Source organism: Hafnia alvei, from assembly GCF_900095695.1.
In the GTDB taxonomy this organism is placed as follows: domain Bacteria; phylum Pseudomonadota; class Gammaproteobacteria; order Enterobacterales; family Enterobacteriaceae; genus Hafnia; species Hafnia alvei_B.
Map to the genome: position 1 here is coordinate 15636 of NZ_FMIQ01000041.1, position 24322 is coordinate 39957.

Annotated in this window: 24 protein-coding genes; 16 read left to right on the forward strand and 8 right to left on the reverse strand. The window is 48.8% G+C overall.

Annotated features, from left to right (window positions below):
• Positions 1-48: 48 nt before the first annotated feature.
• On the forward strand, positions 49-837 hold the full coding sequence (locus BN1044_RS10895) for a metal-dependent hydrolase (protein WP_072308683.1): 789 nt from the start codon (positions 49-51) through the stop codon (positions 835-837).
• 323 nt (positions 838-1160) lie between these two features.
• A complete protein-coding gene (gene ptsG, locus BN1044_RS10900) occupies positions 1161-2594 on the forward strand; it encodes a PTS glucose transporter subunit IIBC (RefSeq protein WP_046449145.1) in 1434 nt (477 codons plus the stop codon).
• A 95-nt stretch (positions 2595-2689) separates the two neighbouring features.
• Here ptsG and ribA read toward each other — a convergent pair whose 3' ends face one another.
• Positions 2690-3277: a GTP cyclohydrolase II gene (gene ribA, locus BN1044_RS10905; protein WP_025797168.1), complete on the reverse strand. Its 588-nt coding sequence runs from the start codon at positions 3275-3277 to the stop codon at positions 2690-2692.
• 286 nt (positions 3278-3563) lie between these two features.
• Here ribA and pgpB point away from each other — a divergent pair, with 286 nt between their 5' ends.
• From pgpB to yciH, 5 genes are all read left to right on the forward strand, one after another.
• Positions 3564-4328 carry a phosphatidylglycerophosphatase B gene (pgpB, locus tag BN1044_RS10910; protein WP_072308684.1) on the forward strand — a complete coding sequence of 255 codons (765 nt, stop codon included), beginning with the start codon at positions 3564-3566 and terminating at the stop codon, positions 4326-4328.
• Positions 4329-4576: 248 nt separating this feature from the next.
• The gene (locus BN1044_RS10915) at positions 4577-4882 is read left to right on the forward strand and encodes a LapA family protein (protein WP_072308685.1); all 306 of its coding nucleotides are present in this window, start codon (positions 4577-4579) and stop codon (positions 4880-4882) included.
• 5 nt (positions 4883-4887) lie between these two features.
• On the forward strand, positions 4888-6057 hold the full coding sequence (lapB, locus tag BN1044_RS10920) for a lipopolysaccharide assembly protein LapB (protein WP_072308686.1): 1170 nt from the start codon (positions 4888-4890) through the stop codon (positions 6055-6057).
• 109 nt (positions 6058-6166) lie between these two features.
• Positions 6167-6892, forward strand: a complete 726-nt coding sequence (gene pyrF / locus BN1044_RS10925) for an orotidine-5'-phosphate decarboxylase (RefSeq protein WP_072308687.1) — start codon at positions 6167-6169, stop codon at positions 6890-6892.
• 18 nt (positions 6893-6910) lie between these two features.
• Positions 6911-7237 carry a stress response translation initiation inhibitor YciH gene (gene yciH, locus BN1044_RS10930; protein ID WP_072308688.1) on the forward strand — a complete coding sequence of 109 codons (327 nt, stop codon included), beginning with the start codon at positions 6911-6913 and terminating at the stop codon, positions 7235-7237.
• A 74-nt stretch (positions 7238-7311) separates the two neighbouring features.
• Here the strand turns inward: yciH and osmB are convergent, their stop codons facing one another.
• Positions 7312-7530: an osmotically-inducible lipoprotein OsmB gene (gene osmB, locus BN1044_RS10935; protein ID WP_004092957.1), complete on the reverse strand. Its 219-nt coding sequence runs from the start codon at positions 7528-7530 to the stop codon at positions 7312-7314.
• Between the two features lie 368 nt (positions 7531-7898).
• Between osmB and araD the strand changes: the two genes are divergently transcribed.
• The 5 genes from araD (at position 7899) to BN1044_RS10960 (ending at position 13093) form a co-directional block, all read left to right on the forward strand.
• The gene (araD, locus tag BN1044_RS10940) at positions 7899-8594 is read left to right on the forward strand and encodes an L-ribulose-5-phosphate 4-epimerase (RefSeq protein ID WP_072308689.1); all 696 of its coding nucleotides are present in this window, start codon (positions 7899-7901) and stop codon (positions 8592-8594) included.
• A 339-nt stretch (positions 8595-8933) separates the two neighbouring features.
• Complete coding sequence (gene gntK, locus BN1044_RS10945; protein WP_025797156.1) at positions 8934-9470, forward strand: gluconokinase; 537 nt, start codon at positions 8934-8936, stop codon at positions 9468-9470.
• 4 nt (positions 9471-9474) lie between these two features.
• The gene (gntU, locus tag BN1044_RS10950; protein WP_025797154.1) at positions 9475-10812 is read left to right on the forward strand and encodes a gluconate transporter; all 1338 of its coding nucleotides are present in this window, start codon (positions 9475-9477) and stop codon (positions 10810-10812) included.
• 225 nt (positions 10813-11037) lie between these two features.
• Entirely contained in the window at positions 11038-12273 is a 1236-nt protein-coding gene (locus BN1044_RS10955) for an MFS transporter (protein WP_072308690.1), read from the forward strand.
• Between the two features lie 172 nt (positions 12274-12445).
• Positions 12446-13093 (forward strand): DsbA family protein, encoded by a 648-nt coding sequence (locus BN1044_RS10960; protein WP_072308691.1) that lies wholly within the window; start codon positions 12446-12448, stop codon positions 13091-13093.
• A 59-nt stretch (positions 13094-13152) separates the two neighbouring features.
• Here BN1044_RS10960 and BN1044_RS10965 read toward each other — a convergent pair whose 3' ends face one another.
• The 4 genes from BN1044_RS10965 to BN1044_RS10980 form a co-directional block, all read right to left on the reverse strand.
• Positions 13153-13818 (reverse strand): DedA family protein, encoded by a 666-nt coding sequence (locus BN1044_RS10965; protein WP_072308692.1) that lies wholly within the window; start codon positions 13816-13818, stop codon positions 13153-13155.
• Between the two features lie 331 nt (positions 13819-14149).
• On the reverse strand, positions 14150-15670 hold the full coding sequence (locus BN1044_RS10970) for a peptide MFS transporter (protein ID WP_072308693.1): 1521 nt from the start codon (positions 15668-15670) through the stop codon (positions 14150-14152).
• A 435-nt stretch (positions 15671-16105) separates the two neighbouring features.
• The gene (locus tag BN1044_RS10975) at positions 16106-16540 is read right to left on the reverse strand and encodes a DoxX family protein (RefSeq protein WP_072308694.1); all 435 of its coding nucleotides are present in this window, start codon (positions 16538-16540) and stop codon (positions 16106-16108) included.
• A gap of 141 nt (positions 16541-16681) precedes the next feature.
• Positions 16682-17560 (reverse strand): MBL fold metallo-hydrolase, encoded by an 879-nt coding sequence (locus BN1044_RS10980; RefSeq protein ID WP_072308695.1) that lies wholly within the window; start codon positions 17558-17560, stop codon positions 16682-16684.
• 127 nt (positions 17561-17687) lie between these two features.
• Between BN1044_RS10980 and BN1044_RS10985 the strand changes: the two genes are divergently transcribed.
• Positions 17688-18584 (forward strand): LysR family transcriptional regulator, encoded by an 897-nt coding sequence (locus tag BN1044_RS10985; protein ID WP_072308696.1) that lies wholly within the window; start codon positions 17688-17690, stop codon positions 18582-18584.
• Here the strand turns inward: BN1044_RS10985 and BN1044_RS10990 are convergent.
• Positions 18525-19505, reverse strand: a complete 981-nt coding sequence (locus BN1044_RS10990) for a DMT family transporter (protein WP_072308697.1) — start codon at positions 19503-19505, stop codon at positions 18525-18527. The genes BN1044_RS10985 and BN1044_RS10990 overlap by 60 nt on opposite strands.
• 140 nt (positions 19506-19645) lie before the next feature.
• Here BN1044_RS10990 and BN1044_RS10995 point away from each other — a divergent pair, with 140 nt between their 5' ends.
• Together BN1044_RS10995 and trhO are read left to right on the forward strand one after the other, a co-directional pair.
• Positions 19646-20200, forward strand: a complete 555-nt coding sequence (locus tag BN1044_RS10995) for a helix-turn-helix domain-containing protein (protein ID WP_072308698.1) — start codon at positions 19646-19648, stop codon at positions 20198-20200.
• Positions 20201-20376: 176 nt separating this feature from the next.
• The gene (trhO, locus tag BN1044_RS11000) at positions 20377-21426 is read left to right on the forward strand and encodes an oxygen-dependent tRNA uridine(34) hydroxylase TrhO (protein ID WP_072308699.1); all 1050 of its coding nucleotides are present in this window, start codon (positions 20377-20379) and stop codon (positions 21424-21426) included.
• 19 nt (positions 21427-21445) lie between these two features.
• On the opposite strand, the gene BN1044_RS11005 is transcribed toward trhO, so the two are convergent.
• Complete coding sequence (locus BN1044_RS11005; protein WP_072308700.1) at positions 21446-22918, reverse strand: MocR-like pyridoxine biosynthesis transcription factor PdxR; 1473 nt, start codon at positions 22916-22918, stop codon at positions 21446-21448.
• A gap of 321 nt (positions 22919-23239) precedes the next feature.
• Here BN1044_RS11005 and BN1044_RS11010 point away from each other — a divergent pair, with 321 nt between their 5' ends.
• On the forward strand, positions 23240-24277 hold the full coding sequence (locus BN1044_RS11010; protein WP_072308701.1) for an AI-2E family transporter: 1038 nt from the start codon (positions 23240-23242) through the stop codon (positions 24275-24277).
• Positions 24278-24322 lie beyond the last annotated feature (45 nt).

Below are 24322 nucleotides of genomic sequence, written 5' to 3' on the forward strand. Positions count from 1 at the left end.
CCCTCGGGGTTCTCTACGCGATCCGTGATTAATATCAGGTTAAAATTTATGTACTTAGTTGACTCCCATTGCCATTTAGATGGTCTGGATTATGAAAATCTGCACAAAAGTGTTGATAGCGTTTTAGCTGATGCCAAAGCGCGCGATGTTGGTTTTGTGCTGGCTGTGGCAACGACGTTGCCGGGCTATCGAGCAATGCGTGAGCAAATCGGACTGCGCGACAATGTGGCTTTTTCCTGCGGTGTCCATCCCCTGAATTTGGACGGGGGCTATGACTATGACGAACTGCGTCAATTAGCGAGCGCCCCAGAAGTGGTTGCGATGGGTGAAACTGGCCTCGATTATTTCTATCAGAAAGACAATATCCCCCTGCAGCAGGAGTCTTTTCGTCAGCATATCCGCATTGGCCGTGAGCTACACAAACCCGTGATCGTGCATACGCGTGATGCGCGGCAGGATACGTTAGATATTCTGCGTGAAGAGCAGGTGAGCGAGTGCGGCGGTGTGCTGCATTGCTTTACTGAAGATCAGGAAACAGCGCGGCAGTTACTTGATATGGGCTTCTATATTTCATTTTCTGGCATTGTAACGTTCCGTAATGCGGATGCGCTGCGTGAAGTCGCCCGCTATGTTCCTGTAGATCGTATGTTGGTGGAAACCGACTCGCCTTATCTCGCTCCCGTGCCTCACCGTGGCAAAGAGAACCAACCCGCCTATGTACGCGATGTCGCTGAGTATCTTGCGGTATTGAAGGGGATGACTCCGGATAATTTAGCCCGGCAAACAACAGACAATTTCAGCCGTTTGTTTGGCGTAACATTGCCAACACATAGTTAAAGTCTATTTATTTTATTGCTCGTAATTAATCGTTCAAGCAGGTATCTTGCTGTTCGAAAATGTTTACATGGCTATTTTTATGAAACCATTTTGGTGATTTTTTAACACTTTTTTGTCAAAAATGTTATTCAGATCTCTGTAATTATGGAAACGTGACAGCCATCAAACATCTTGCAGGTTATTTATTTTACCCTGCGTAAAAATTAAAGGAGTGCTAAGACACTTCTAGGCGTTCAGGTTCTCTTCCTGTCCGCGGCGTGACTCTCGGGCATACGAGAGCAGGCTAATAAAAGAGCACTATTTATTCAGGAGCACTCTCAATTATGTTCAAAAACGCATTCGCAAACCTGCAGAAAGTGGGTAAGTCGCTAATGCTGCCAGTTTCCGTATTACCCATTGCAGGTATTCTGCTGGGTGTCGGTTCTGCCAACTTTAGCTGGCTACCTGCGGTAGTTTCCCATGTGATGGCTGAAGCCGGTGGCTCAGTATTCGCAAACATGCCGCTGATTTTTGCTATTGGTGTTGCGCTCGGCTTTACTAACAATGACGGCGTCTCTGCGCTGGCGGCGGTAGTGGCCTACGGCATTATGGTGAAAACCATGGCTGTGGTTGCGCCTCTGGTTCTGCACATGCCTGCCGAAGAGATCGTCGCGAAGCACTTAGCCGATACTGGTGTGCTGGGTGGGATCATCGCGGGTTCTATTGCCGCCTATATGTTCAACCGTTTCTACCGCATCAAACTTCCTGAATATCTGGGCTTCTTTGCCGGTAAACGTTTTGTTCCGATCATCTCTGGTCTGGCTGCTATTTTCTTGGGCATTGTGCTGTCCTTTATTTGGCCTCCAGTCGGAACCGCGATCCAAACCTTTTCACAGTGGGCGGCTTACCAAAACCCTGTTGTTGCCTTTGGCATCTACGGTTTGGTTGAGCGTTCACTGGTTCCATTTGGTTTACACCATATTTGGAACGTACCTTTCCAAATGCAGATCGGTGAGTTCACCAATGCGGCAGGTCAGGTATTCCACGGTGATATCCCTCGCTATATGGCAGGCGATCCAACCGCGGGTAAACTGTCCGGTGGCTTCCTGTTCAAAATGTACGGTCTGCCTGCTGCAGCGATTGCTATTTGGCATTCTGCTAAGCCAGAAAATCGTGCCAAAGTCGGTGGGATCATGATCTCAGCTGCGTTGACCTCGTTCTTGACGGGTATCACCGAGCCGATTGAATTCTCCTTCATGTTCGTGGCACCGATTCTGTATGCCATTCACGCGATTCTGGCGGGGCTAGCTTTCCCAATCTGTATTCTGTTGGGCATGCGTGACGGTACAAGTTTCTCTCATGGCCTGATAGACTTTATCGTTCTGAGTGGCAACAGCAGCAAAATCTGGCTATTCCCGATTGTGGGTATTATCTACGGTCTGGTGTACTACACGATTTTCCGTGTGTTGATTACTAAGCTGAACCTAAAAACGCCAGGTCGTGAAGATTCATCTTCCGAACAGAGTGCTCAGAGCAATGACGGTATGTCTGCTGCACTGGTGGCTGCATTCGGTGGTAAAGACAACATCACAAACCTTGATGCGTGTATCACTCGTCTGCGTGTGAGCGTGGCAGATGTGGCTAAAGTGGATCAGGCTGGCCTGAAGAAACTGGGTGCTGCGGGTGTGGTTGTTGCGGGTTCTGGCGTTCAGGCTATCTTCGGTACAAAATCCGATAACCTGAAAACTGATATGGATGAGTACATCCGTAGTCACTGATCCTGCAATATCACTAAGCGCGTATTAAAAAGGAGGCCAATGGCCTCCTTTGTTGTCTCTGTAGCGATATCAGCAACAGATCACATCGATATATTTTAATCGAGTAAGTGACCCATCTTTGCGGCTTTCGTCGACAGATAGCGTTCATTCTTAGGGTTACGGCCCACGATTAACGGCACGCGTTCGGTAATGTTGATACCGGCCTCTGTCAGAATTTCTACTTTCTTTGGATTGTTCGTCAGCAAACGCACTTGATCAACGCCCAGCAGTTTGAACATATCTGCGCAGAGGGTGAAATCGCGTTCGTCAGCGGCAAATCCTAACTGATGGTTAGCTTCAACCGTATCCGCGCCTTTATCTTGTAAGGCGTAAGCGCGAATTTTGTTGAGCAGGCCGATATTGCGGCCTTCTTGACGGTGGTAAAGCAAGATCCCACGACCTTCTTCAGCAATGTGCTCAAGCGCCGCTTCAAGCTGAAAACCACAGTCGCAGCGTAGGCTGAATAGGGCGTCGCCGGTTAAACACTCGGAGTGCACACGTGAAAGCACCGGCGTTGAGCCAGACACATCACCATAAACTAATGCCAGATGGTCATGGCCGGTGGCAATCTCTTCAAAGCCGACCATCAAAAAATCACCCCAAGGTGTCGGCAGTTTTGCTTCAGCCACTCGTTTAAGCTGCATGTTGATCTCCACAACTACATCTTTTAGATACTGTCCATAACGGACATCGGTTATTGTGCGCCGCCGATGCAGGTGAGTGCAGGCACAACCGAAGTAAATCCGGTAAAACCGAATCGTTAATAGGGTGCCTATTTTGCCACAAGTCGCGTCGATACAGCAGTTTTCGCTGAAGGACACGTATTATTTGTTTCAACCGGTCAATAAAACACCGCTCGGCAATTCCTGATAGGCTTCATTGATATGGTGTTGCTACACTGAATAATCAATAGAAAGAAAGGATTAATTGATGTTACAGATTGCAAAACGTACCACTTTGGGCCTGATTGTGCTGCTGGCGATGCCGGTGAGCGTTTGGCTGTGCGGCTGGAAATGGCAGCCCGGTGATTCAAACAACGTGCTCAAAGCTCTCTATGCAATGACTGAAACAGTGACTGCGCCGTGGGGTATTCTCACGTGTTTAATCCTTGGCTGCTGGTTTTTATGGTGTTTACGCTTTCGGATCAAAGCGACGATAATCTTATTTATTATACTGATGGCAACGGTGTTGGTAGGGCAGGCGATTAAATCGACAATCAAAGGCTGGGTGCAAGAACCTCGGCCTTTTGTTTTGTGGCTAGAAGGTGAACATGGCGTTGATGCTCAGGCGTTTTATGCGCTCAAACGTGCAGAGCGCAGCAATCTTGTCACTGAACAGCTGTTGCATGAAATACGGATCCCGCAGTGGCTGAAAGGCCATTGGGCGTTTGAAACTGGCTTTGCTTTTCCTTCAGGCCACACGACGTTTGCTGCAACGTGGGCACTACTCGCGTTCGGCCTGTTGTTGCCGCGCCGCCACTATGTTTCAACGGGGCTAATCGCCATCTGGGCAATAGGCGTAATGGGGAGCCGTTTGGTATTAGGGATGCACTGGCCCATAGATTTAATTGTTGCCTGCGCGATAAGCTGGGTACTAGTCACTCTTTCTTGCGTACTGGTGCAACGGTGGTGCGGTTCTCTTGGCATCAGTGTGCCTGAGTCTCAGGAGATTCGTGCTCGTACGGCAGAGAAGTAAGGCTGAATAACGCTTGAATTTTTAGGCATTTGGCCCCATATGATCCTAATATTTATCTATTCTTCCGTGTGGCGCTTGGGTATCTCATTGGAGAATGGCATGATGTTGTTAGGGTGAGCACGCTGTTAAAACAGGGTTTTAGTGCTACGTGGGGTTTCCCTACAATATAACTAAATGATAATTTAACCATTCGGGTGCTGTTTTCTTTGGCATAATTCATCCGACTAACCTGATTTACAGGAAGAAATGTGAAATATCTGCTGATTTTTTTGGTTGTTTTAGCCATCTTTGTGCTTTCGGTCACATTGGGTGCGCATAACGATCAGGCTGTTACGTTTAACTATTTAATTGCTCAGGGCGAATACCGCCTGTCAACGTTGCTGGCCACATTGTTTGCAGCCGGATTCATTTTGGGTTGGGTTATCTGCGGCCTGTTTTATGTCCGAGTGCGTTTAGGTTTAGCGCGCGCTGAACGAAAAATTCGTCGACTGGAACAGCAAGCTGCGTCATCTGAGCCAGACAACCTCGCACCTTCTGCGACGCCGAAGGAATAGAGACTATGTTAGAGCTGCTGTTTCTGCTTCTTCCCGTTGCTGCCGCTTATGGTTGGTATATGGGACGCAGAAGTGCTCAGCAGGATAAGCAACAGGAAGCGAGCCGACTTTCACGTGAATACGTGGCTGGGGTGAACTTTCTGCTTTCTAACCAGCAGGACAAAGCGGTCGATCTGTTCCTTGATATGCTTAAAGAGGACAGCAATACGGTCGAAGCGCATCTTACGTTAGGTAACTTATTCCGCTCGCGTGGCGAGGTCGACCGCGCCATCCGTATCCATCAGTCCTTGATGGAGAGTGCTTCTTTGACTTTCGATCAGCGTTTGCTGGCCGTGCAGCAGCTTGGCCGTGACTATATGGCCGCCGGTTTGTACGATCGCGCTGAGGAAATGTTTAATCAGCTTATTGATGAACAGGATTTTAAAGTCTCCGCGTTGCAACAGCTGTTGATCATCCATCAAGCGACCAGCGATTGGCAAAAAGCCATCGATGTTGCTGAGAAGCTAGTGAAGCTGGGAAAAGATCAACAACGCACCGAAATTGCGCATTTTTACTGTGAGCTGTCATTGCAGGCAATGGGCAGCGATGATTTAGATCGCGCTATGACGCTGTTAAAAAAAGCGGCCTCTGCGGATAAAAACTGTGCTCGCGTATCGGTGATGTTTGGCCGTATTTATATTGCCAAAAATGAGCCCGCGAAGGCGGTTGAAGCGTTGTCTCAGGTATTAGAGCAAGACAAAGAGCTGGTCAGCGAAGTCTTGCCAATGATGCAAGAATGTTACCAGCAACTCAACCAGCCGGATCAGTGGGTTTCATTTTTACGTCGCTGTGTAGAAGAAAATACTGGCGCAACCGCAGAGCTGATGCTGGCCGAAGTCTTGGAACAAAATGAAGGTATCGAGGTGGCTCAGGTGTATGTGGGCCGCCAAATACAACGCCATCCAACTATGCGTACCTTCCATCGCTTGATGGATTACCATCTGGCAGAAGCCGAAGACGGTAGGGCAAAAGAAAGTTTGCAGCTACTGCGTGATATGGTTGGTGAGCAAATTCGAACCAAGCCTCGCTACCGTTGCATGAAGTGCGGTTTTACCGCGCACACCATGTATTGGCATTGCCCATCGTGTCGTGCGTGGTCCACCATCAAGCCTATTCGTGGGCTCGATGGCCAGTAATTCTTTGCCGTTCGCCTCTCTCTGCGCTAGGCACATTGTCTAACGCTGTGTACAATGCCCTCCCTGATAAAGGCCTTATTTCATTTACCGCCAGCTTCAGGGAGTCGCAATGTCCATTTCTACGCCATCTCAGGCAAACGCTATCACGTCACCGATCCTAGTCGCTCTTGATTATGCCGATAAAAATGCTGCTTTAGCATTTGTCGACAATATCGATCCGCGTGACTGTCGCCTTAAAGTCGGCAAAGAAATGTTTACCCTGTTTGGCCCGCAGTTCGTGCGCGAATTACAGCAGCGTCAGTTTGAAATTTTCCTCGATTTAAAATTCCACGATATTCCCAATACCGCTGCCCATGCCGTGGCAGCAGCGGCAGAGCTAGGGGTTTGGATGGTCAACGTGCATGCCAGCGGCGGAGCGCGCATGATGACAGCGGCCCGTGAAGCATTGCTACCGTTTGGAAAAGATGCGCCACTGCTCATTGCTGTGACGGTGCTAACCAGCATAGAAGCACAGGATTTGCGCGGTATTGGCATCGAGCTATCACCTGCTGATTATGCTGAGCGTCTGGCACTGCTGACGAAAGAGTGTGGTTTAGACGGCGTGGTTTGCTCAGCACATGAAGCAACTCGCTTGAAAGCGAGCTGCGGACAGGCGTTTAAATTGGTTACACCGGGCATTCGACCTGCGGGAAGTTCAGCAGGCGATCAGCGCAGAATTATGACTCCGGTTGAAGCCGCTAAAGCGGGCGTGGACTATATGGTGATTGGGCGTCCGATCACCCAATCTCCTGCGCCGGCAGAAACATTGCGCGAAATATTAAAATCGTTAGCTTAAGCAGGACATATTCTAACCATGCAAGACAAAAACAGCAGACTGGTTTACTCAACTGAAACTGGGCGAATTGATGAAGAGAAGGCGGTTGTCGCGCGCCCAAAAGGCGACGGCATCGTCCGCATACAACGCCAGACCAGCGGGCGTAAAGGCAAAGGTGTTTGCCTGATTAGCGGTTTAGATCTTGACGATACGGCCTTGCAAACGCTAGCTGCAGAACTTAAGAAGAAGTGTGGTTGCGGTGGGGCAGTGAAAGAGGGTGTGATTGAAATTCAAGGCGACAAACGGGATTTGCTCAAGCAACTTCTTGAGGCCAAAGGTTATAAGGTGAAGTTGGCTGGCGGCTGATTAGCGATTTCATTGTTTAAATCGTTTTAATCAAAAAAGGGCTGATATAAACATCAGCCCACAGCTAACTCGTATTATTTGCCAACCTGATGGCCGATGATCCCGCCAACAGCGGCACCACCCACGGTACCTAATGCGCTACCGTCGGTAAGAACGGCACCACCTAAGGCCCCCGCACCAGCACCAATCGCGGTGTTACGATCGCGTTTAGACCAGTTTGAACAAGCACTTAAAGAGGCAACCAGCGTCACTGCCAGTGCTGCCGCTGCAAAACGTTTCATTGTTGTATTCATCACTTACTCCTTTTAAGCTTCTGACGATTATATTTCCATATAAGTATAGGACATGCTTCGTTCAGAAAAATAGTTGTTGGTTATTGGTAATCCAGAACGTAATGCTTAACATTGGCCATATCAACAAAATATAATTCTGCTAATTACCGTTATGTCTATGAGGCTTAGTATATTCACTTGGTAAATTCAAAATAGGTAAATATTCTTATTTTGAATTATTGATATGAACGAATTGTGCTCTCAATGCGGTTGCTCATGCTCTCAATTCTTCTCATTTAGCCAATTCCCCAGTGATTTGTAGCCAGTTTTCCCATACCCACGCTAATCCTTGTTCTAGACAATAGCGCTATCAAAGCGGGAGATAAGCGATGCTCGAACAATTGAAACAGCAGGTGCTGGCAGCTAATTTGGCGCTGCCCAAATATGGTCTAGTGACGTTTACGTGGGGCAACGTCAGCGGCATCGATCGCGCTACGGGGCTGATGGTGATTAAGCCTTCTGGTGTCGAATATGCAGGAATGAACGCGGAAGATATGGTGGTGGTCGATGTGGCATCAGGCGCAGTGGTTGAGGGGAAATGGAAGCCATCTTCGGATACCGAAACCCACCGAGGTCTATATTTAGCCTTTCAGAATATTGGCGGAATTGTGCATACGCATTCACGTCATGCAACGATTTGGTCTCAGGCGGGACGAGATATCCCTGCGTGGGGCACAACCCATGCAGATTATTACTATGGAAACATCCCCTGCACGCGGTTGATGACGCCTGAAGAGATTCAACATGACTATGAATGGGAAACCGGTCAGGTGATTATTCAGACGTTCCAAGAACGTCGTATTGATGCTGAACAGATGCCTGCGGTTTTGGTGCATTCGCATGGACCATTTGCTTGGGGCAAAGATCCCATTGACGCGGTGCATAACGCCGTGGTGCTTGAGGAAGTCGCCTATATGGGGATTTTCTCGCAGCAGCTAAGCCCTCAGCTACCGGATATGCAACAAACGTTGCTGGATAAACACTATTTACGTAAGCATGGCGCTAATGCTTATTACGGCCAGTAGACATCTCTGACTCTCATCTTTCATCGAAATGAGCGCTTTGGCGCTCTTTTTTGATCTCCGATTCTTAGCGGTAATTAACTGATTTCATGGCTGAATAATCACACTAGTGAAATTATTTTTACCCCGTCATCTGTTGCATTCCTGTTATTTCTTCTCATGGTGATTGTTCTGACGCTAATTAAAATTGCGATATAGATCACACAAGAAAGTTTTGTGCGCTGGCTCACATTGCAAGTTTATGTAAAGGCGCTGACAATGTTACCGATAACAATTACCGGTAACATTGACGTGGGTTTACGTGCCAGCGTCAACAAAACACTAAATGTCTGGAGCCAGTCAATGAAAAACACACAAAAGCCCCATTACGTGTATGTGGTTATGGGCGTATCGGGCAGCGGTAAATCGGCTGTCGCAAGTGCGGTGTCCCAAAAATTATCGTGTGGCTTTTTAGATGGCGATTTTTTGCACCCGCGCAGCAATATTAACAAAATGTCAGAAGGACATGCGTTGAACGACGAAGATCGTGCACCTTGGCTGAGTGCGCTAAACGATGCGGCATTTGCCATGCAGCGCACCAACGATGTTTCAATTATCGTTTGCTCCGCACTGAAAAAACGCTATCGCGACCGCTTGCGTGAAGGCAATGGGAATCTCTCTTTTGTGTATATGGATGGCGATTTTGACCTTATCGAATCCCGTATGAAAGCACGTAAAGGACATTTCTTTAAACCTCAGATGTTGGTTTCCCAATTTGAGGCGCTGGAAGTGCCTGATTCAGACGAACAGGATGTTTGTGCCATTGATATTAATCAACCGCTCGACGCCGTCATTGCTGACACGTTGAAACACATCCAACAACGCTCTAATCAGGGATAATTCTGTGGATACCATGACTCTTGTCGGCACCGCTGTCGGCTCTGTACTGCTTCTCCTTTTTTTAGTGATGAAAGCGCGTTTACATGCTTTTGTCGCGCTGATGCTGGTGTCGATTGGCGCAGGTATTTTTTCTGGCATGCCGCTGAGTAAAATTACTCAGGCCATGCAGGATGGTATGGGCGGCACTCTGGGCTTCCTGACTATCGTTGTGGCTCTTGGTGCGATGTTTGGCAAAATCCTGCATGAGACAGGGGCGTTAGACCAGATTGCAGCCCATTTGCTGAAAAGCTTTGGTGAGAAACGCGCCCATTACGCTCTGGGGATTGCCGGTTTGGTGTGTGCGCTGCCGCTTTTCTTTGACGTGGCGATTGTGCTGTTGATTGGTGTGGTTTTTGCCGTAGCGCGTCGTACTAACGGCAACGTGGTAAAAATGGCGATCCCGCTGTTCGCCGGTGTTGCGAGCGCGGCGGCATTCTTGCTGCCAGGGCCAGTACCGATGCTGTTAGCTGCACAGATGAATGCAGATTTTGGCTGGATGATTGCGATTGGTTTGGTGGCTGCGATTCTGGGGATGCTGTTGGCGGGCCCTCTGTTTGGTAACTTCATCAGCAAACGTGTTAGCTGGCCAATGCCAGAAGAAGAAAACGCACCGGTATTAGATAAATCAAACATGCCTTCATTTGGCCTGAGCTTGGCATTGGTGCTTTGCCCGCTGGTACTGGTGGGGATGAAAACCATTGGTGCCCGCTTTGTTACACCAAACACCAATTTATATGATTGGTTAGAGTTTATCGGCCATCCATTTACCGCGATCCTGATTGCCTGCCTAGTTGTTATTTACGGCTTGGCAAAACCACGCGGCATGAGCAAAGAGCAGATCATGTCTATTTGCTCTGCGGCGATTCAGCCCGCGGGTATTATCCTGTTGATGACCGGTGCGGGCGGTGTGTTTAAACAAATTCTGGTCGATTCAGGCGTTGGCCCTGCGCTGGGTGATGCTTTGATTGGTGCCGGTTTACCGATTGCCGTGGCGTGTTTTGTATTGTCAGCCGCAGTGCGTGTGATCCAAGGTTCTGCAACCGTTGCGTGTTTAACGACGGTAGGCTTAGTTTTACCAGTGACCACTCAGCTTGGTCTGAACGGCGGTCAACTGGCGGCGCTGGCTATCTGTATTGCAGGTGGTTCGATTGTACTGAGCCACGTGAACGATGCGGGCTTCTGGCTGTTCGGTAAATTTACCGGCGCTAACGAACTGCAAACGTTGAAAACATGGACCGTGATGGAAACTATTCTGGGCACCGTGGGTGGCGTTGTCGGAATGATCGCATTCACGCTGTTCTAAGCATCATGCGATGAAAAAGCCCATGGGAGTTATCCCGTGGGCTTTTTTTTGTCTCTATTTAACCGAACAGTGTTCAATATCTATTCTGATTTAAACGAAAAATTAACAAAGTAGTGGCTGCTTAATGTGAGCTTCGGTATCCTGCTCACCTCATTTATTATGTGATTCAAGTCACTATTTCTTGCGTATTCAACGTCAGAGATTCTTCAGATATTAAGGGTAGCCATGTCTACATCAACGCCGTCAGCGGCACCATCACCCATTGCTCATCGGCGCGGGGCAGAGCTCGCACTGGCCGTTGGTGGTTTTGGCATTGGTACCGGCGAGTTTGCCATTATGGGATTACTGCCGAATGTCGCAAAGGATTTAGCCATCTCTATTCCGCAGGCGGGGCACGTGATCAGCATTTATGCGCTGGGCGTGGTGATTGGTGCTCCGGTGATTGCGACTTTGGCCGCGAGGCTTTCTCGCCGGACGCTATTACTCCTGTTGATGGTGCTGTTTGCCGTTGGCAATATTGCTAGCGCACTGAGTTCTAGCTATGGAAATCTGATGGTGTTTCGCTTTATCAGCGGATTACCACACGGGGCCTATTTTGGTGTGGCATCGCTGGTGGCCGCATCGATGGCGGGCGTGGGGCAACGCGCGAAAGCGGTGGGACGCGTAATGCTGGGCCTAACGTTGGCTACGCTGTTAGGCTCGCCTTTGGCAACATGGATTGGCCAGTTGATGGGCTGGCGTGCGGCGTTTGTTATGGTGGGTGTGATTGGGGCACTAACGGCGCTGCTCGTCATGCTATGGCTGCCAAAAGATAAGGTTGAAGAAGGTGCAAGCCCGCTGCGTGAGTTGGGTGCACTCAAGCGTAAGCAGGTTTGGCTCACGCTCGGTATTGCCGCAGTTGGCTCTGGTGGCCTCTTTGCTGTTTTCAGTTACATCGCCCCTACGCTTATTCATCAAACAGGCCTGTCACCGTCGAGTGTACCTCTGGTGCTGATTGTGTTTGGCGTTGGTATGATTTTAGGGAATATCTTTGGTTCTCGCTTGGCAGACCGTTCTTTGATGGGCACGATTGTTGGCGTATTGATTTGGAACGTGGTTATCCTGACGACGTTCTATCTGGTGGCGGATATCGCGTGGGCGACGATATTGGTTGTGCTGCTCACCGGAGGCAGTTTTGCCCTAGTTCCGGCTTTACAAACTCGTCTGATGGACGTCGCTGAAGATGCACAAACGCTGGCTGCAGCCTTGAATCATTCCGCGTTCAATATTGCTAATGCATTAGGTGCTTGGTTAGGCGGCGTAAGCATTGCCGCCGGTTTTGGCTGGTCATCTACCGGTTGGGTAGGCGCTGGTTTAGCCGCGGGCGGGATATTGCTGTTCTTGTGGTCATACTACTCAGATCCGGATATCAAACCTAAAAAATCGCGCCGTAACAAAAGCATTCGCAGCGTCGAACTTTAACATCATTTCATGTCTGGTCGATGATGGTTGAATGGAATAAGGTGGCAAGTCTCTGATTTTGAGCCAGACTTAGGTTGTGTCGTTCTGCCGCAGTTTGGCAGAACCACCAACACACATTATGCTTATCGCAGTATCAATGGTGCTACGAGCTGAACAACACCAAGGAGTGCTGATGAAGATTCGAGAACTCATTTATCTTTTTGATCCGCTTTGCGGCTGGTGCTACGGTGCTTCACCGAAAATTAGCCAACTGGTGAAGGATAACGATTTTCACGTAACATTTCGCCCCACTGGGCTTTTTGCACGTGAAGGTGCGCGTGACATGACGCCTGAGTTTGCCCAATATGCATGGCAAAATGACATGCGCATTGAGTCATCAACGGGTCAGGTATTTAGCGAGGCGTATCGAGAAAACGTTTTGAATCAGGGGGGGATATTTGACTCCTTTGCGTCAACGCTAGCGATGATTGCCGCCGGTACAATTGAGCCAGAGCGCGCAGGTGATGTGCTTAAAACATTGCAAAAGGCACGATACGTTGAGGGGCTTGATAACACCAGCACTAAAAGCGTGGTTGAAATTCTGGAACGTGAAGGGTTTGAGACCGAGGCGTTAGCGGTGGCGCGTCCAACCGAAGAGCTATTGCGTCGTTACGAACATAGCCTGCGTGAAACGCAAACATTGTTAGATAGACATAATATTAACGGTGTTCCCGCGTTGATCGTCGTAGGCGAACAGGGGGAGCGATCAATTCCGGCAGCCAAACTCTTCGCGCCATACGCGGAATTAAAAGCGGAGTTGCTGCGTTACGAAGGTTTCTGAGTTGTATTTCGTCCTGTAAGACAGCTGAAGCTGATGTCTTACAGGACAAAATGCGTAATTTATTGAGCCGGTGTTTGGCGCTTTTTACGTATAACCACCACGATCGTTCCTACCAACCCGCTTATTAACAGCACAATCGGTAAAATCATTAAACAGGTCATCACCTGATCTTCATGGCGTTTAACAAACGGAATGTAGCTGATGGCTAATCCCACGCCGGTGACAGAGCAAACCCACAGCAGCGCACTGAGCCAGTTGAACACTTGGAATCGCGCGTTCTTTAAGCCAGATATACCTGCAATGGTAGGCAAAATGGTGCGCACGAATGCCAAAAAGCGGCCAACGAGTAGAGCAACTAATCCGTGCTTGTGAAACATATGGTAAGCGCGCTGGTGATAATGCGCCGGAAGCTGTACTAGCCATCCTTGTACCAATTTAGTATCGCCAAGCCAACGCCCTTGGATATAACTCATCCAACACCCGAGACTTGATGCGATGATTAAGACGCTGAGAGTGGGGAAAAAGGGCAGAACGCCTTTGGCGATTAATGCACCAGCCAGTAATAGCAGGCTGTCACCCGGCAAAAATGCGGCAGGAAGAAGCCCATTTTCCAGTAGCAGCGTAGTGAACAAAATACCGTAAATTGCCCAAATCATTTTGGGATCGCTTAGCACACTGAAATCTTGTTCCCACAGTGCGTGTAGGATCTCTTTGATTACTTCCATTACTCTACCTTAATAACCGCGTACGATATCCGCTCAAAAACACTTAATACCAGTCCATTCATTGTATGCTAAATGGAACGAAGTTTCGGGGATAACCGCACATCAATTTATCGCTTATTGATGTTCACACTGACAAAGAGATTCTTTTTCCAAAATACAGCTTAGGAAGGCTCAGTGCCTAAAGCTGGCGCATTTTACCATGTTTTTAGTATGACAAATGTAAATCTAAGGAAATAGGGTGTTGGGATGTGATTGCGATCGTTGTCGCAGATACAGCAAGGCACCCATAAAGGGTGCCTTGGGATCTCAACCGATTGAAAAGCGATCGATATTAGATTTCGACGTTTTTCATCATGCGGCGTACAGGGTAAATCAACAGCGTTAGTACTGCGGAGCAAATGACCAGAGCGATGGAGCAGCGAGCAAATAGGTCTGGTAGCATATCAAGCTGGTCCGCTTTAACCTGACCGCCGATCAAGCCAGCAGCAAGGTTACCCAGAGAGCTAGCACAGAACCACAGCCCCATCACCTGTCCACGCATTCGATCGGGAGCCAGTAATGTCATGGTCGCCAGCCCGATTGGACTTAGGCAAAGTTCACCCAGCGTTAACAGCAGAATGCTCCCCACTAGCCAGAACGGCGATACAGATTGGCTACTGGTCAATACATCCTGCGCGGCCAAAATCATGATGCCAAAACCTGCGGCGGCAAAAAGAATACCGATAACAAATTTCACCATACTGCTTGGCTGCATCTGGCGGCGGCCCAGTGCAGGCCATAACCAGCTAAACAGCGGTGCAAGGATGATGATAAACAGGGCGTTCAGCGACTGGAACCATACGGTTGGGATTTCAAAGTCACCAAACTGGCGCTGGGTATAATCATTGGCAAACAGGTTGAATGAGGTCGGCTTCTGCTCAAACGCAGACCAGAAGAAGGCCGCAGAAACCAGCAAAATAAAGCAGACCAGCAAACGAACACGCTCTTCCGATGCTAATCCCGCAAAGGCGAACAGATAGACAAAGTACAGCGTCACGGAAGCGGCGATAACGTATACCATCACGCTGGCAATTAAGACGGGATTAATTGGAATGACGCCATTTGCCAGCAGACCAATCAACACGATGGCAATCACGGCCAAAACAGAAATCCAGCGGCCAACGTTTTTGCGTTCAACAACGGCATGATTCCAGCTAGATCCCAAACCGACTTCACGATCGTAGCGGCGCATGGAAGGTACCGCGAAGAAGCGGAAAATCAGCAACGCAACCAGCATGCCTAGACCGCCAATACCGAAGCCCCAATGCCAGCCTTTTTCACCTACGAGTAAACCGGTTACCAGCGGCGCAATGAATGAGCCTAGGTTAATTCCCATATAAAAGAGCGAGAATCCGCCATCGCGGCGAGTGTCACCGTCTTTATAGAGGGTGCCCACCATGACCGAAATACAGGTTTTAAATAAACCGGTTCCCAGAACGATAAGCAGCAGACCCACGAAGAATAGGGTATTGCCCCAAAGCGCGGAAAGCGCAATGGCTAAATGACCAAGCGCAATGAGAATCGAACCGTACCAAACAGCTCTACGCTGGCCTAACCAGTTGTCGGCTAACCAACCGCCCGGCAGCGCCGCCAGATACATGCTACCGGCGAAAATACCAACGATAGCCGAGGCTTGTTCACGAGGAATGCCCATTCCGCCTTCATAAACACTGGCGGCCATAAACAGGATAAGTAGCGGGCGGATCCCGTAAAAGGAGAAGCGTTCCCACATCTCGGTAAAGAATAAAGACCCGAGCGGATAGGGATGACCGAGGAAAGTACGGCCTTGCTGTGTTTTATCAGAGGATTGCATGTTGTATTCCCATTAACTATACGCAAAGAACGAGAGCGTATGATTGATAACTTAAAAACTTAATATTTAACTCATTGTATTTATAGTATTTATTAATGAACTGTTCGGCTTTTGCCATATTATTCGAGTATTCATTAATAATACGGGATTTGGAAACTAACATAGATTTATAGGCGTGGTCATCTTTTTATCATCAAAATCGTTGTTTTGTGAACAGTTATTTGGTCTTTTGTAACGAAAATGAGGTGTAAAGCAGGGTAAACATCGTTAATGGTACGGTTTTTCCGCTGTGAATCTCTATTGCATGGGGCTTTTGATGACAAATGGCTTTTTTGAGGGGTATGTCTTTGAGAAGAGAAGTTTTGAAAAAGCGCTATTTAACGTTGCAAATAGCGCTTGTAGATAGGGGAAATTAAGCAAGCAGTAATGGGGAGATTAACGCAGAGCCTGATTACTGGCGACAGAGTAACGTCCGCTGCCTAGCAACATGATGATGATGCCACCCATGAAGTACAGCATTTCGTTTTCCAGTCCCCAAGCACCGACGTCGGTCAGGGTGAAAAATTTGCCGGTACCGACCATCAGGGTGGCAACCAGCAGGTTAACGGCGTAAATCAGCGCTGCCGGACGTGTAAAAATACCCAAAACCATCAGCACTGGCGTAACGATTTCGCCTATAAATACCCCATAGGCGACAAATCCAGGCACACCCTGCGCCTGTAGCATCTCAGAAATCCAACCAACGCCGTGCTCGATTTTGGCAACACCGTGAAAAAGCATTAATAAACCAAAGGTGAGACGCAGCAATAGCTTTCCGCCGTCTGGATGATCGGTTAAACGTGTGAAAGCCTGATTTAGCGAGGTGAGCATACTTACATCCTTTGTAGAGGTGGTGCTAACGAGCACCGAAAAAGTAAAATTTCTTGGCTAAACGGTATGGGTATTATCCGGCACTTCGCCCCCGCAAGTAACCGGATAACACTGATAAACAACATCAAAATAATTGAAATATTACCACTTCATTTCGCCGGTATTCACTTTCGCGCTCAAGTTTAGGCTTTCACCATCTTTCAGGTTGGGGTAAGCCTTTTGCATCGCATCGATCACACCTGCAGAGGTTTTGTGGGTGTCTAAAACCTGCTCAAACTTTTTCAGGTAGTCACGGCTAAATACAATCGCGGCGTCACCTTTTGGAGGTGTTCCTAAATAATGGCCAGGAACCACCGTTTGAGGGTGTAACGCTTGCATGCGATCTAACGCTTTAATCCAGTTCTCACGCGAGGTCTTCGTTTGGGTGTCGGCAGTCCAAATATGCTGGTTGGCTGAAACTAACACCCCACCCATCACGGCTTTGAGTGAGGGGATCCAGACATAGGTACGGTCTGGCGAAGCACTATCAAGGTCTTGAATGACCAGTTTCTGGCCTTCCAGCGTGATTTCGTTGCCCTGAAGGACTTCAGGCGTAATGATTTTTGTTGGTGCCTGATCTTTTATCAATGGCCCCCAATAGTGAAGCTTGGCGTCTTGGGTCGCTTTGATATGGTCAACGGTAGGCTGAGTGGCCACAATTTTAGCCTGCGGATAGGCTGCTGCTAGCGTTTGTAAACCAAAATAGAAGTCAGGATCGCCGTGGCTAATATAAATCGTCGTCAGCGTTTTGCCGCTCTTCTTGATCATATTGATCAGCGCATTAGCGTCTTTTTTCTCAAATTGTGCATCAATCAGCACCGCTTCTTTATCGCCAACAATCAGCTCAGAGGAGACCGGAAACAGGCTGGTAGCACCAGGGTTATAGGTTTGCAGCTCAAGCGCTTTAGCCTGTGCTGCAAAGGCGCTGGTGGTGAGAAGTAAGGACAAAAACAGAGGTTTAACCGCGATGGATGGTTGCATGAGACAGGCCTTTATTATTAATGTGAATTATTACTGTTTGGAAGTATATTCAGCAATTGTTGAAAGAAATAGGCCAGAATAGTAGACATACTGTTTACCAAATCGAGCAAATCGTAGGAGAGAACACATGGATCGACTCAGTGCGATGCGGGTTTTTGTTTGCGTCGTTGAGCAGGGGAGTTTGAGTCGCGCTGCGGAGAAGCTAAATCTCTCGCGGGCCATGGTTTCGCGCTATTTGGCAGACTTAGAGCAGTGGATTGGTGGCCGCCTGTTGCATCGGACCACGCGTAGCCAAAGCCTAACCAGCGCGGGTGAAGAGGTTCTTGTGCGCAGTAAAGCATTGCTGCTGTTAAGCGAAGAGATAGAGCAGGTGGTTGATAATAGTCAGCAGCAGCCGAGAGGCTTGTTACGCATCACCAGCAGCCAGTCGCTGATACAGGCCTTTCTCACCGATGCGGTGTGTGACTATCTAACGTTCAATCCGGTTGCTCAGATAGATATATGCCGCCAAGAAAAAACGCTTAACTTGGTAGATGAACGCATCGATCTGGCGATCCGTATTACGAATCAGCTGGATCACAACCTAATTGCTCGCCGCTTGGGAACCTGTCATTCGGTATTGTGCGCGGCTCCCCGCTATTTCGAACACCATGCGTTACCGCAAACAATTACGGATTTGAGTGAGCACAACTGTCTGACGCATGAATACTACGCTCATCATCACTGGAGCTTTGTCTATCAGGGGGAATCTATCACCGTGACGATAAGCGGCAATTTAAGCGCTAATTGTGCCACGGTGTTAACGGCGGCAACGCTGCGTGGTTTTGGCATCAGCTTGTTACCGCGTTATTTGGTTAATCAATTGCTCACAGATGGACAATTGGTTGAGATCCTTGCTGAATATCAACCACAAGAGCTGGGGATTTACGGTGTCTACACGTCGCGTCAGTTTCTGCCTGTATCTCTACGTGCGTTCCTCGATTTTTTGATTGCTCGGTTTGCGTCGGACCCGCGTTTTGCCTGAGCCCCTTATTGTCTTAGAAGCCATGCTGTGAGCAATCATACCCAAAATAACCAGGGTAATACCGAGCAGAGAAATAGGAGAAGGCAGCGCGGAACCGAGGAAAAACATCTCGCCAAGTAGCGTAAATAACACTTCTCCAGACTGTGTGGCCTCCACGGCGGCAAGCTGCGACGGATCGTTACGCACGCGGTTGGTTGCGGCAAAGAACAGCAGGGTGCCAATAACGCCAGAAAACAGCGCCACCAATACGGATTGCTCAACCTGCGGTGCGGAAGGAAGGCCAACACGTGACCAAGCTACCAATGAAATCACCAACCAAAACGGCAGGCTGGCGAGGGTCATATTCAATACCCGCTGCAGTGTATCCACGTTATGGTGGCAAATATTCATCATCTTACGGTTGCCAAGAGGATACAAAAATGCGGCGATAACCACGGGGATGAGCCCCGCCAGCGCCTGAAACAGGCTGATATGTTCAGCTTGTTGCCACAGCATCAGCGCAATACCGAGTAAGATCAGCAGTGACCAACGTAGCCCAAACCATGGAATTTTATGTTTAGGCTCACCGCTTGCGCCCAGCCAAGGCACCAGCAACGATCCTGCAATAATGGTAATTTGCCACGTTCCTGCAACTAACCAGCCGGGGCCATAGGCGCTCGCCAGCGTGACAAGTGCATAAAACAGACCAAAGCCCAGCGTACTCCATAGCAAATAGGTGCGGATATTCTGTCGCAGATGAGCAATGCTTTGGCGTAACTGGCCGCGTAGGGCAACAAGCACCAATAGCATCGGCGCCATAAACCAAAATCGTAAACTAGCACTCCACATCCAGTCGCCGCCGCCGATTTCCATAGAGCGATTGAAAATAAAAGTGAAGGCGAAGAAGAGGGATGAGATCACGCCATAGACAATAGCCTGCATGGGGAAGTCCGAATTTTTTATGTATTAGGATTGGTGAATGGCTGGTATTAGGATAAACTTTTCACCGCCTTGTGCGTTATAGCGCACAAAACAAGATTAGCATTGTGCGTTATAACGCACAACACCAATGAGAATAAATCATGACCGATCTTGCTCTTCATATTGGAAAGACGCTGCGTGAACTGCGCCAGCGGCGAGGATGGAGTCTAGATAAAACGGCGCAGGCTACAGGGGTGAGCAAGGCTATGCTTGGACAAATTGAGCGTGGCGAATCGAGCCCAACCGTGGTCACCCTGTGGCGGATTTCCAGCGGGCTACAGGCTTCCTTCAGTGAGTTTTTGCCCCCGCAGCTGGTGGATGAAGAGCCCACGCTAAGCTTACATCATGAAGATGAGGCGATTACCGCTCAGACCCAGCTTAGTTTTGATGCTCAGCTAGGTTATGAGGTGCTTCTGATCACCTTGCACGCGGGGTGCATTCACAATTCCTACGCGCACGAGCAAGGGGTTGTGGAAGATATTCTTATGATCGACGGCGAAATAGAAGTACAGGTGAAAGGCGTATGGCAGACGGTGACAACCAGCAAGCCATTGCGCTTTGTGGCTGACCAAACACACAGCTATCGCAATACGGGCAACCACGCCGCCAAATTCTACAATATTGTTCATTATCCCCAGCTACGTGGGGATGAATAAGCATTCGGCAACATTTATTTATCTTTTTGTTAGCTATTCTTTAAATAACCACACGGTCTGTCGGTGGATTATTCATCAATGAATATCCATAATCGCCGCCCTATGGGGCTGACTCGGGTCAGATACTCGATGAACCCGTGAAAATTTGAATAACTAACATTGAGGAAATGAACACCATGCCAGTGTTGCATAACCAAATCTCAAACCAAGAATTAAAAGCGCGGATGTTGGCCGAAACCGAGCCACGCACCACGGTTTCATTCTACAAATACTGCCGCATTGAAGAGCCGCAGCTCTTCCGTGACGCTCTCTATATCGCGTTTCGTGAACTAGGCGTGTTCGGTCGTATTTACATCGCGCATGAAGGCATTAACGCACAGATTTCCGTTCCTGCAAGCCGCTATGATGCGATGCAAAGCGCGTTGTATCAGGCGCACCCTGATTTCGACGGGCTAAGAATGAACGTGGCGCTCGACGACGATGGAAAATCCTTCTGGGTGTTGCGTATGAAAGTGCGCGAGCGAATTGTTGCCGATGGTATTGATGATCCCAGCTTTAATCCTGCCAACGTGGGCCAATATCTCAAAGCCGCCGAAGTGAACGCCATGTTGGATGACCCTGATGCGGTGTTTGTGGATATGCGCAATCACTATGAGTACGAGGTCGGGCACTTTACCGATGCATTGGAAGTGCCTTCGGATACTTTCCGCGATCAGTTGCCGATGGCGGTGGATATGTTGCAGCAGGATAAAAATAAGAAAATCGTGATGTATTGCACCGGCGGGATACGCTGTGAAAAAGCCAGCGCTTACATGATGCATAACGGTTTTAATAATGTTTATCACGTGGAAGGTGGCATCATTGAATACACTCGCCGTGCCCGTGAGCAGGGATTACCGCTGAAGTTCATTGGCAAAAATTTTGTCTTTGACGAGCGAATGGGGGAACGTATCACCGATGATGTCATCTCCCAATGCCATCAGTGCGGGGCGTCTTGCGATACGCACACCAACTGCTTGAACGACGGCTGTCACCTGCTATTTATTCAATGCCCAGCCTGTGCAGAGAAATTTAGCGGTTGCTGTAGTTCTGAGTGCCAAGAAGAGCGAGCATTGCCAGTTGAAGAGCAGCGGCTCCGCCGTGCTGGCCGTGAAAATGGCAATATGATTTTCAACAAGTCACGCAGCAAACCGCTTCGTTTACGTATTCCTGGCCGCGACGATTAGCCCGTATAAATAGCCCATCCTAAGCCTTGCCGGTGGATGAAATACCCAGCTCCCGGCAGGCTTTGCCAATAATCTCTAACGCTAACCGAATATGTCCCTGTGACAACGCGCTAAAGCCAAACAGCATTAGCGTATCCTGATTTTCTGCCAAATAGGAGTTCTCGGAACCATTACACATGCTGCCTAAAGTATCGAAACGCACGCCTTCGCGCAGGCAGCGTTCACGCAGTTGGCTAACGGTATGGGCCGACAGCGACGTTTTTAACGTAATATGCAGGCCTGATGAGGTGCCTAACAGCGTAGCACTCGGGAATAACGCCATTAGGCCTTCACGCAGTAATTTTTGGCGTGCGCCATATTCGATTTCAAGCTTGCGTAGATGGCGGTGATAACCCTGATCGTGCATAAAGTCAGCGAGAAATTGCTGATACAACCAGCTGGCACCGTGATTCCACAGCGCTTTCAGGTTAAGAATTGGCGCCACTAACCGCTCTGGACACACCATAAAACCAATACGCATGCCGGGCCCCAGCGTTTTTGAAAAACTGCTGAGATAAATGACGTTGTTAGCATTTTCCAATGATTTCAACGCCGGAAGCGGCTGTGTGCCATATAGGAACGTGGTGTCGTAGTCGTCTTCAATCACGTAAGCGTTTGATCGCCGCGACCAATCCAACAGCATTTTACGCCGCTCAAGCGGCAAAGTTCCGCCTACAGGGTATTGATGTGACGGTGTCACGTATGCTAAGGCACACTGCTGATCTGGCAGGCCTTGGGTTTGCAAGCCAAAATCATCTACCGGAATAGCGTGAATATGCGGGGTGCAACTGCTAAACAAATTCCACGCACCGGAATAGCAGGGAGACTCCACGGCAATATGCTCTTGCGGCGTTAATAGCGTGCGCGCAATCAGGGCTAAACCTTCTTGGACGCCGTTGGTGATGATGATGTGCTCGGCATCGGTATGAATGCCGCGGGCATTAGCCAAGTATTTGACCAGCTCTTGTCGCAACGACATCAGGCCAGCTGGTGGATGGTAACGCGTCATCAATAAATGTTTGCTACGCGAGGCTTTGTTATTCCAACTGCGCCAGCGCTGCCAAGGAAATGATGACTCATCAGGATTACCTAGGCTGAAAAACATGGGACTATCTACGTCAACGTAGGTGTCTGGTGCCTGAGTCTGCAACACGCTGGGGGGATGATCTAAATCGCTTTGCGGCGTTTTAGACTCGGGCAGATCAATACGTGACGATAGGATAACGTTGTATCCCACGCCTGGACGGCTGGCGATAAATCCTTCTAGAACCAGTTTTTCATAAACGGCCGTAATCGTATTACGGGAAACCTGTAGCTTTTCTCCGAGCTCACGAATCGAAGGCAGGCGTTCGCCGTTCGTTAACACTCCGTTGTGCAGCGCCGTATGGATTTGCTGATAAATCTGTTTTTGCAGCGACAAAGAGTCGTGGCGATCGAGGTTAAACGACAGCATTCGGGATCCGGATCAAAGAGAATAAAACGCCAGTATACGTGATTCTAACCAGCGAGATGGAGTATCCATCAATATGTTGACATAAAATATATTACAATCAATTATTTAATTGCGACTGCCAATGGCCTCATTCATATTAATATTTTGAATTTAGTTGGCGGGTGGTGATCAAAAAAATCCTGCGATAATCTATAGGGAGTTACCGTATCTGGCTAGAGACAGCATCTGAACAATGATGGGTGAGCAAGGTCTTGGATAGGGAACACGCGAACAGTTGGATCGGAAAGCGCCGATCAGGATATATGACAACAAGGAATCACCATGTCCCGAACCGTATTAAGCGCACAGGGTATTCGAATTGCGATTATGGCTGCGGCTCTGGTTATCGTTCTGGCTGGAGTGAGAGCCGCATCCGATATTATTGTGCCGTTTTTGCTGGCCTTGTTTCTGGCTATTATCCTTAACCCACTGGTGACGGGGCTTATGCGGTTGCGTTTGCCACGCGCTGCCGCGGTCGGGCTGGTACTGGTTATCATTATTCTGTTGCTAACGCTAATGATAGGTATGTTGGGCTCGTCGCTTAATGATTTCAGCCGAACGTTGCCGCAATATCGCGGTATGTTAGCCAGCAAGCTTGCGGTAGTGCAGCATATTGCCGAGCGTTTGAATCTGAATTTTTCACCTATCGAGTTGGCGAATCATTTTGATCCCGGTGTCGTGATGAATATGGCCACGCGGATTGTGACCCAATTATCAGGGGCAATGTCGAGTTTATTCCTGCTGCTGATGACGGTCGTTTTTATGTTGATGGAAGTTCCCCATCTTCCTTACAAGTTACGAAAATCCCTCTCTAATGCTGATGCGGGTATGGGAAGCATCCAGCGAGCGTTGGATGGCGTAACCCAATATTTGGCGTTGAAAACCGGCATCAGCGTTATTACTGGTGTCGTGGTTTGGTTAATGCTGCATCTGATGGGGATCCGCTTTGCCATGATGTGGGGCGTATTGGCTTTTGTACTGAACTATATTCCAAATATTGGTTCGGTGATTGCCGCAGTCCCACCGGTGATTCAGGCGCTGTTATTCAATAGTTTTGGCGATGCCGTTATGGTGGCATCGGGCTATATCATCATCAATATGGTGTTTGGCAATATCCTCGAGCCTCGGGTGATGGGCCGTGGATTGGGGCTTTCAACGCTGGTGGTGTTTTTATCGCTGATATTTTGGGGATGGCTGCTTGGCCCTATCGGGATGTTGTTGTCTGTGCCACTCACTATCGTGGTTAAAATTTTGTTAGAGCTCACCCCGGTGGGATCGCGTTTTGCGGTTCTGTTAGGTGAGGGTGTTGAAGAGAAATAGCCGGTGACGAAGTCCTCTCTTCGGGAGAAGAGGGGGCGAGGTGAT

Excerpts from the sequence above, each read along its gene's own strand:
- BN1044_RS11010 (WP_072308701.1), top strand. The coding sequence starts at position 23,240 with ATGTCCCGAACCGTATTAAGCGCACAGGGTATTCGAATTGCGATTATG.
- BN1044_RS10990 (WP_072308697.1), bottom strand. The coding sequence starts at position 19,505 with ATGCAGGCTATTGTCTATGGCGTGATCTCATCCCTCTTCTTCGCCTTC.
- ptsG (WP_046449145.1), top strand. The coding sequence starts at position 1,161 with ATGTTCAAAAACGCATTCGCAAACCTGCAGAAAGTGGGTAAGTCGCTA.
- yciH (WP_072308688.1), top strand. The coding sequence starts at position 6,911 with ATGCAAGACAAAAACAGCAGACTGGTTTACTCAACTGAAACTGGGCGA.
- osmB (WP_004092957.1), bottom strand. The coding sequence starts at position 7,530 with ATGAATACAACAATGAAACGTTTTGCAGCGGCAGCACTGGCAGTGACG.
- BN1044_RS10960 (WP_072308691.1), top strand. The coding sequence starts at position 12,446 with ATGAAGATTCGAGAACTCATTTATCTTTTTGATCCGCTTTGCGGCTGG.
- pyrF (WP_072308687.1), top strand. The coding sequence starts at position 6,167 with ATGTCCATTTCTACGCCATCTCAGGCAAACGCTATCACGTCACCGATC.
- ribA (WP_025797168.1), bottom strand. The coding sequence starts at position 3,277 with ATGCAGCTTAAACGAGTGGCTGAAGCAAAACTGCCGACACCTTGGGGT.
- gntK (WP_025797156.1), top strand. The coding sequence starts at position 8,934 with ATGAAAAACACACAAAAGCCCCATTACGTGTATGTGGTTATGGGCGTA.
- BN1044_RS10985 (WP_072308696.1), top strand. The coding sequence starts at position 17,688 with ATGGATCGACTCAGTGCGATGCGGGTTTTTGTTTGCGTCGTTGAGCAG.
- pgpB (WP_072308684.1), top strand. The coding sequence starts at position 3,564 with ATGTTACAGATTGCAAAACGTACCACTTTGGGCCTGATTGTGCTGCTG.
- lapB (WP_072308686.1), top strand. The coding sequence starts at position 4,888 with ATGTTAGAGCTGCTGTTTCTGCTTCTTCCCGTTGCTGCCGCTTATGGT.
- araD (WP_072308689.1), top strand. The coding sequence starts at position 7,899 with ATGCTCGAACAATTGAAACAGCAGGTGCTGGCAGCTAATTTGGCGCTG.
- BN1044_RS10980 (WP_072308695.1), bottom strand. The coding sequence starts at position 17,560 with ATGCAACCATCCATCGCGGTTAAACCTCTGTTTTTGTCCTTACTTCTC.
- BN1044_RS10895 (WP_072308683.1), top strand. The coding sequence starts at position 49 with ATGTACTTAGTTGACTCCCATTGCCATTTAGATGGTCTGGATTATGAA.
- BN1044_RS10975 (WP_072308694.1), bottom strand. The coding sequence starts at position 16,540 with ATGCTCACCTCGCTAAATCAGGCTTTCACACGTTTAACCGATCATCCA.
- BN1044_RS10995 (WP_072308698.1), top strand. The coding sequence starts at position 19,646 with ATGACCGATCTTGCTCTTCATATTGGAAAGACGCTGCGTGAACTGCGC.
- BN1044_RS11005 (WP_072308700.1), bottom strand. The coding sequence starts at position 22,918 with ATGCTGTCGTTTAACCTCGATCGCCACGACTCTTTGTCGCTGCAAAAA.
- trhO (WP_072308699.1), top strand. The coding sequence starts at position 20,377 with ATGCCAGTGTTGCATAACCAAATCTCAAACCAAGAATTAAAAGCGCGG.
- BN1044_RS10965 (WP_072308692.1), bottom strand. The coding sequence starts at position 13,818 with ATGGAAGTAATCAAAGAGATCCTACACGCACTGTGGGAACAAGATTTC.
- BN1044_RS10970 (WP_072308693.1), bottom strand. The coding sequence starts at position 15,670 with ATGCAATCCTCTGATAAAACACAGCAAGGCCGTACTTTCCTCGGTCAT.
- BN1044_RS10955 (WP_072308690.1), top strand. The coding sequence starts at position 11,038 with ATGTCTACATCAACGCCGTCAGCGGCACCATCACCCATTGCTCATCGG.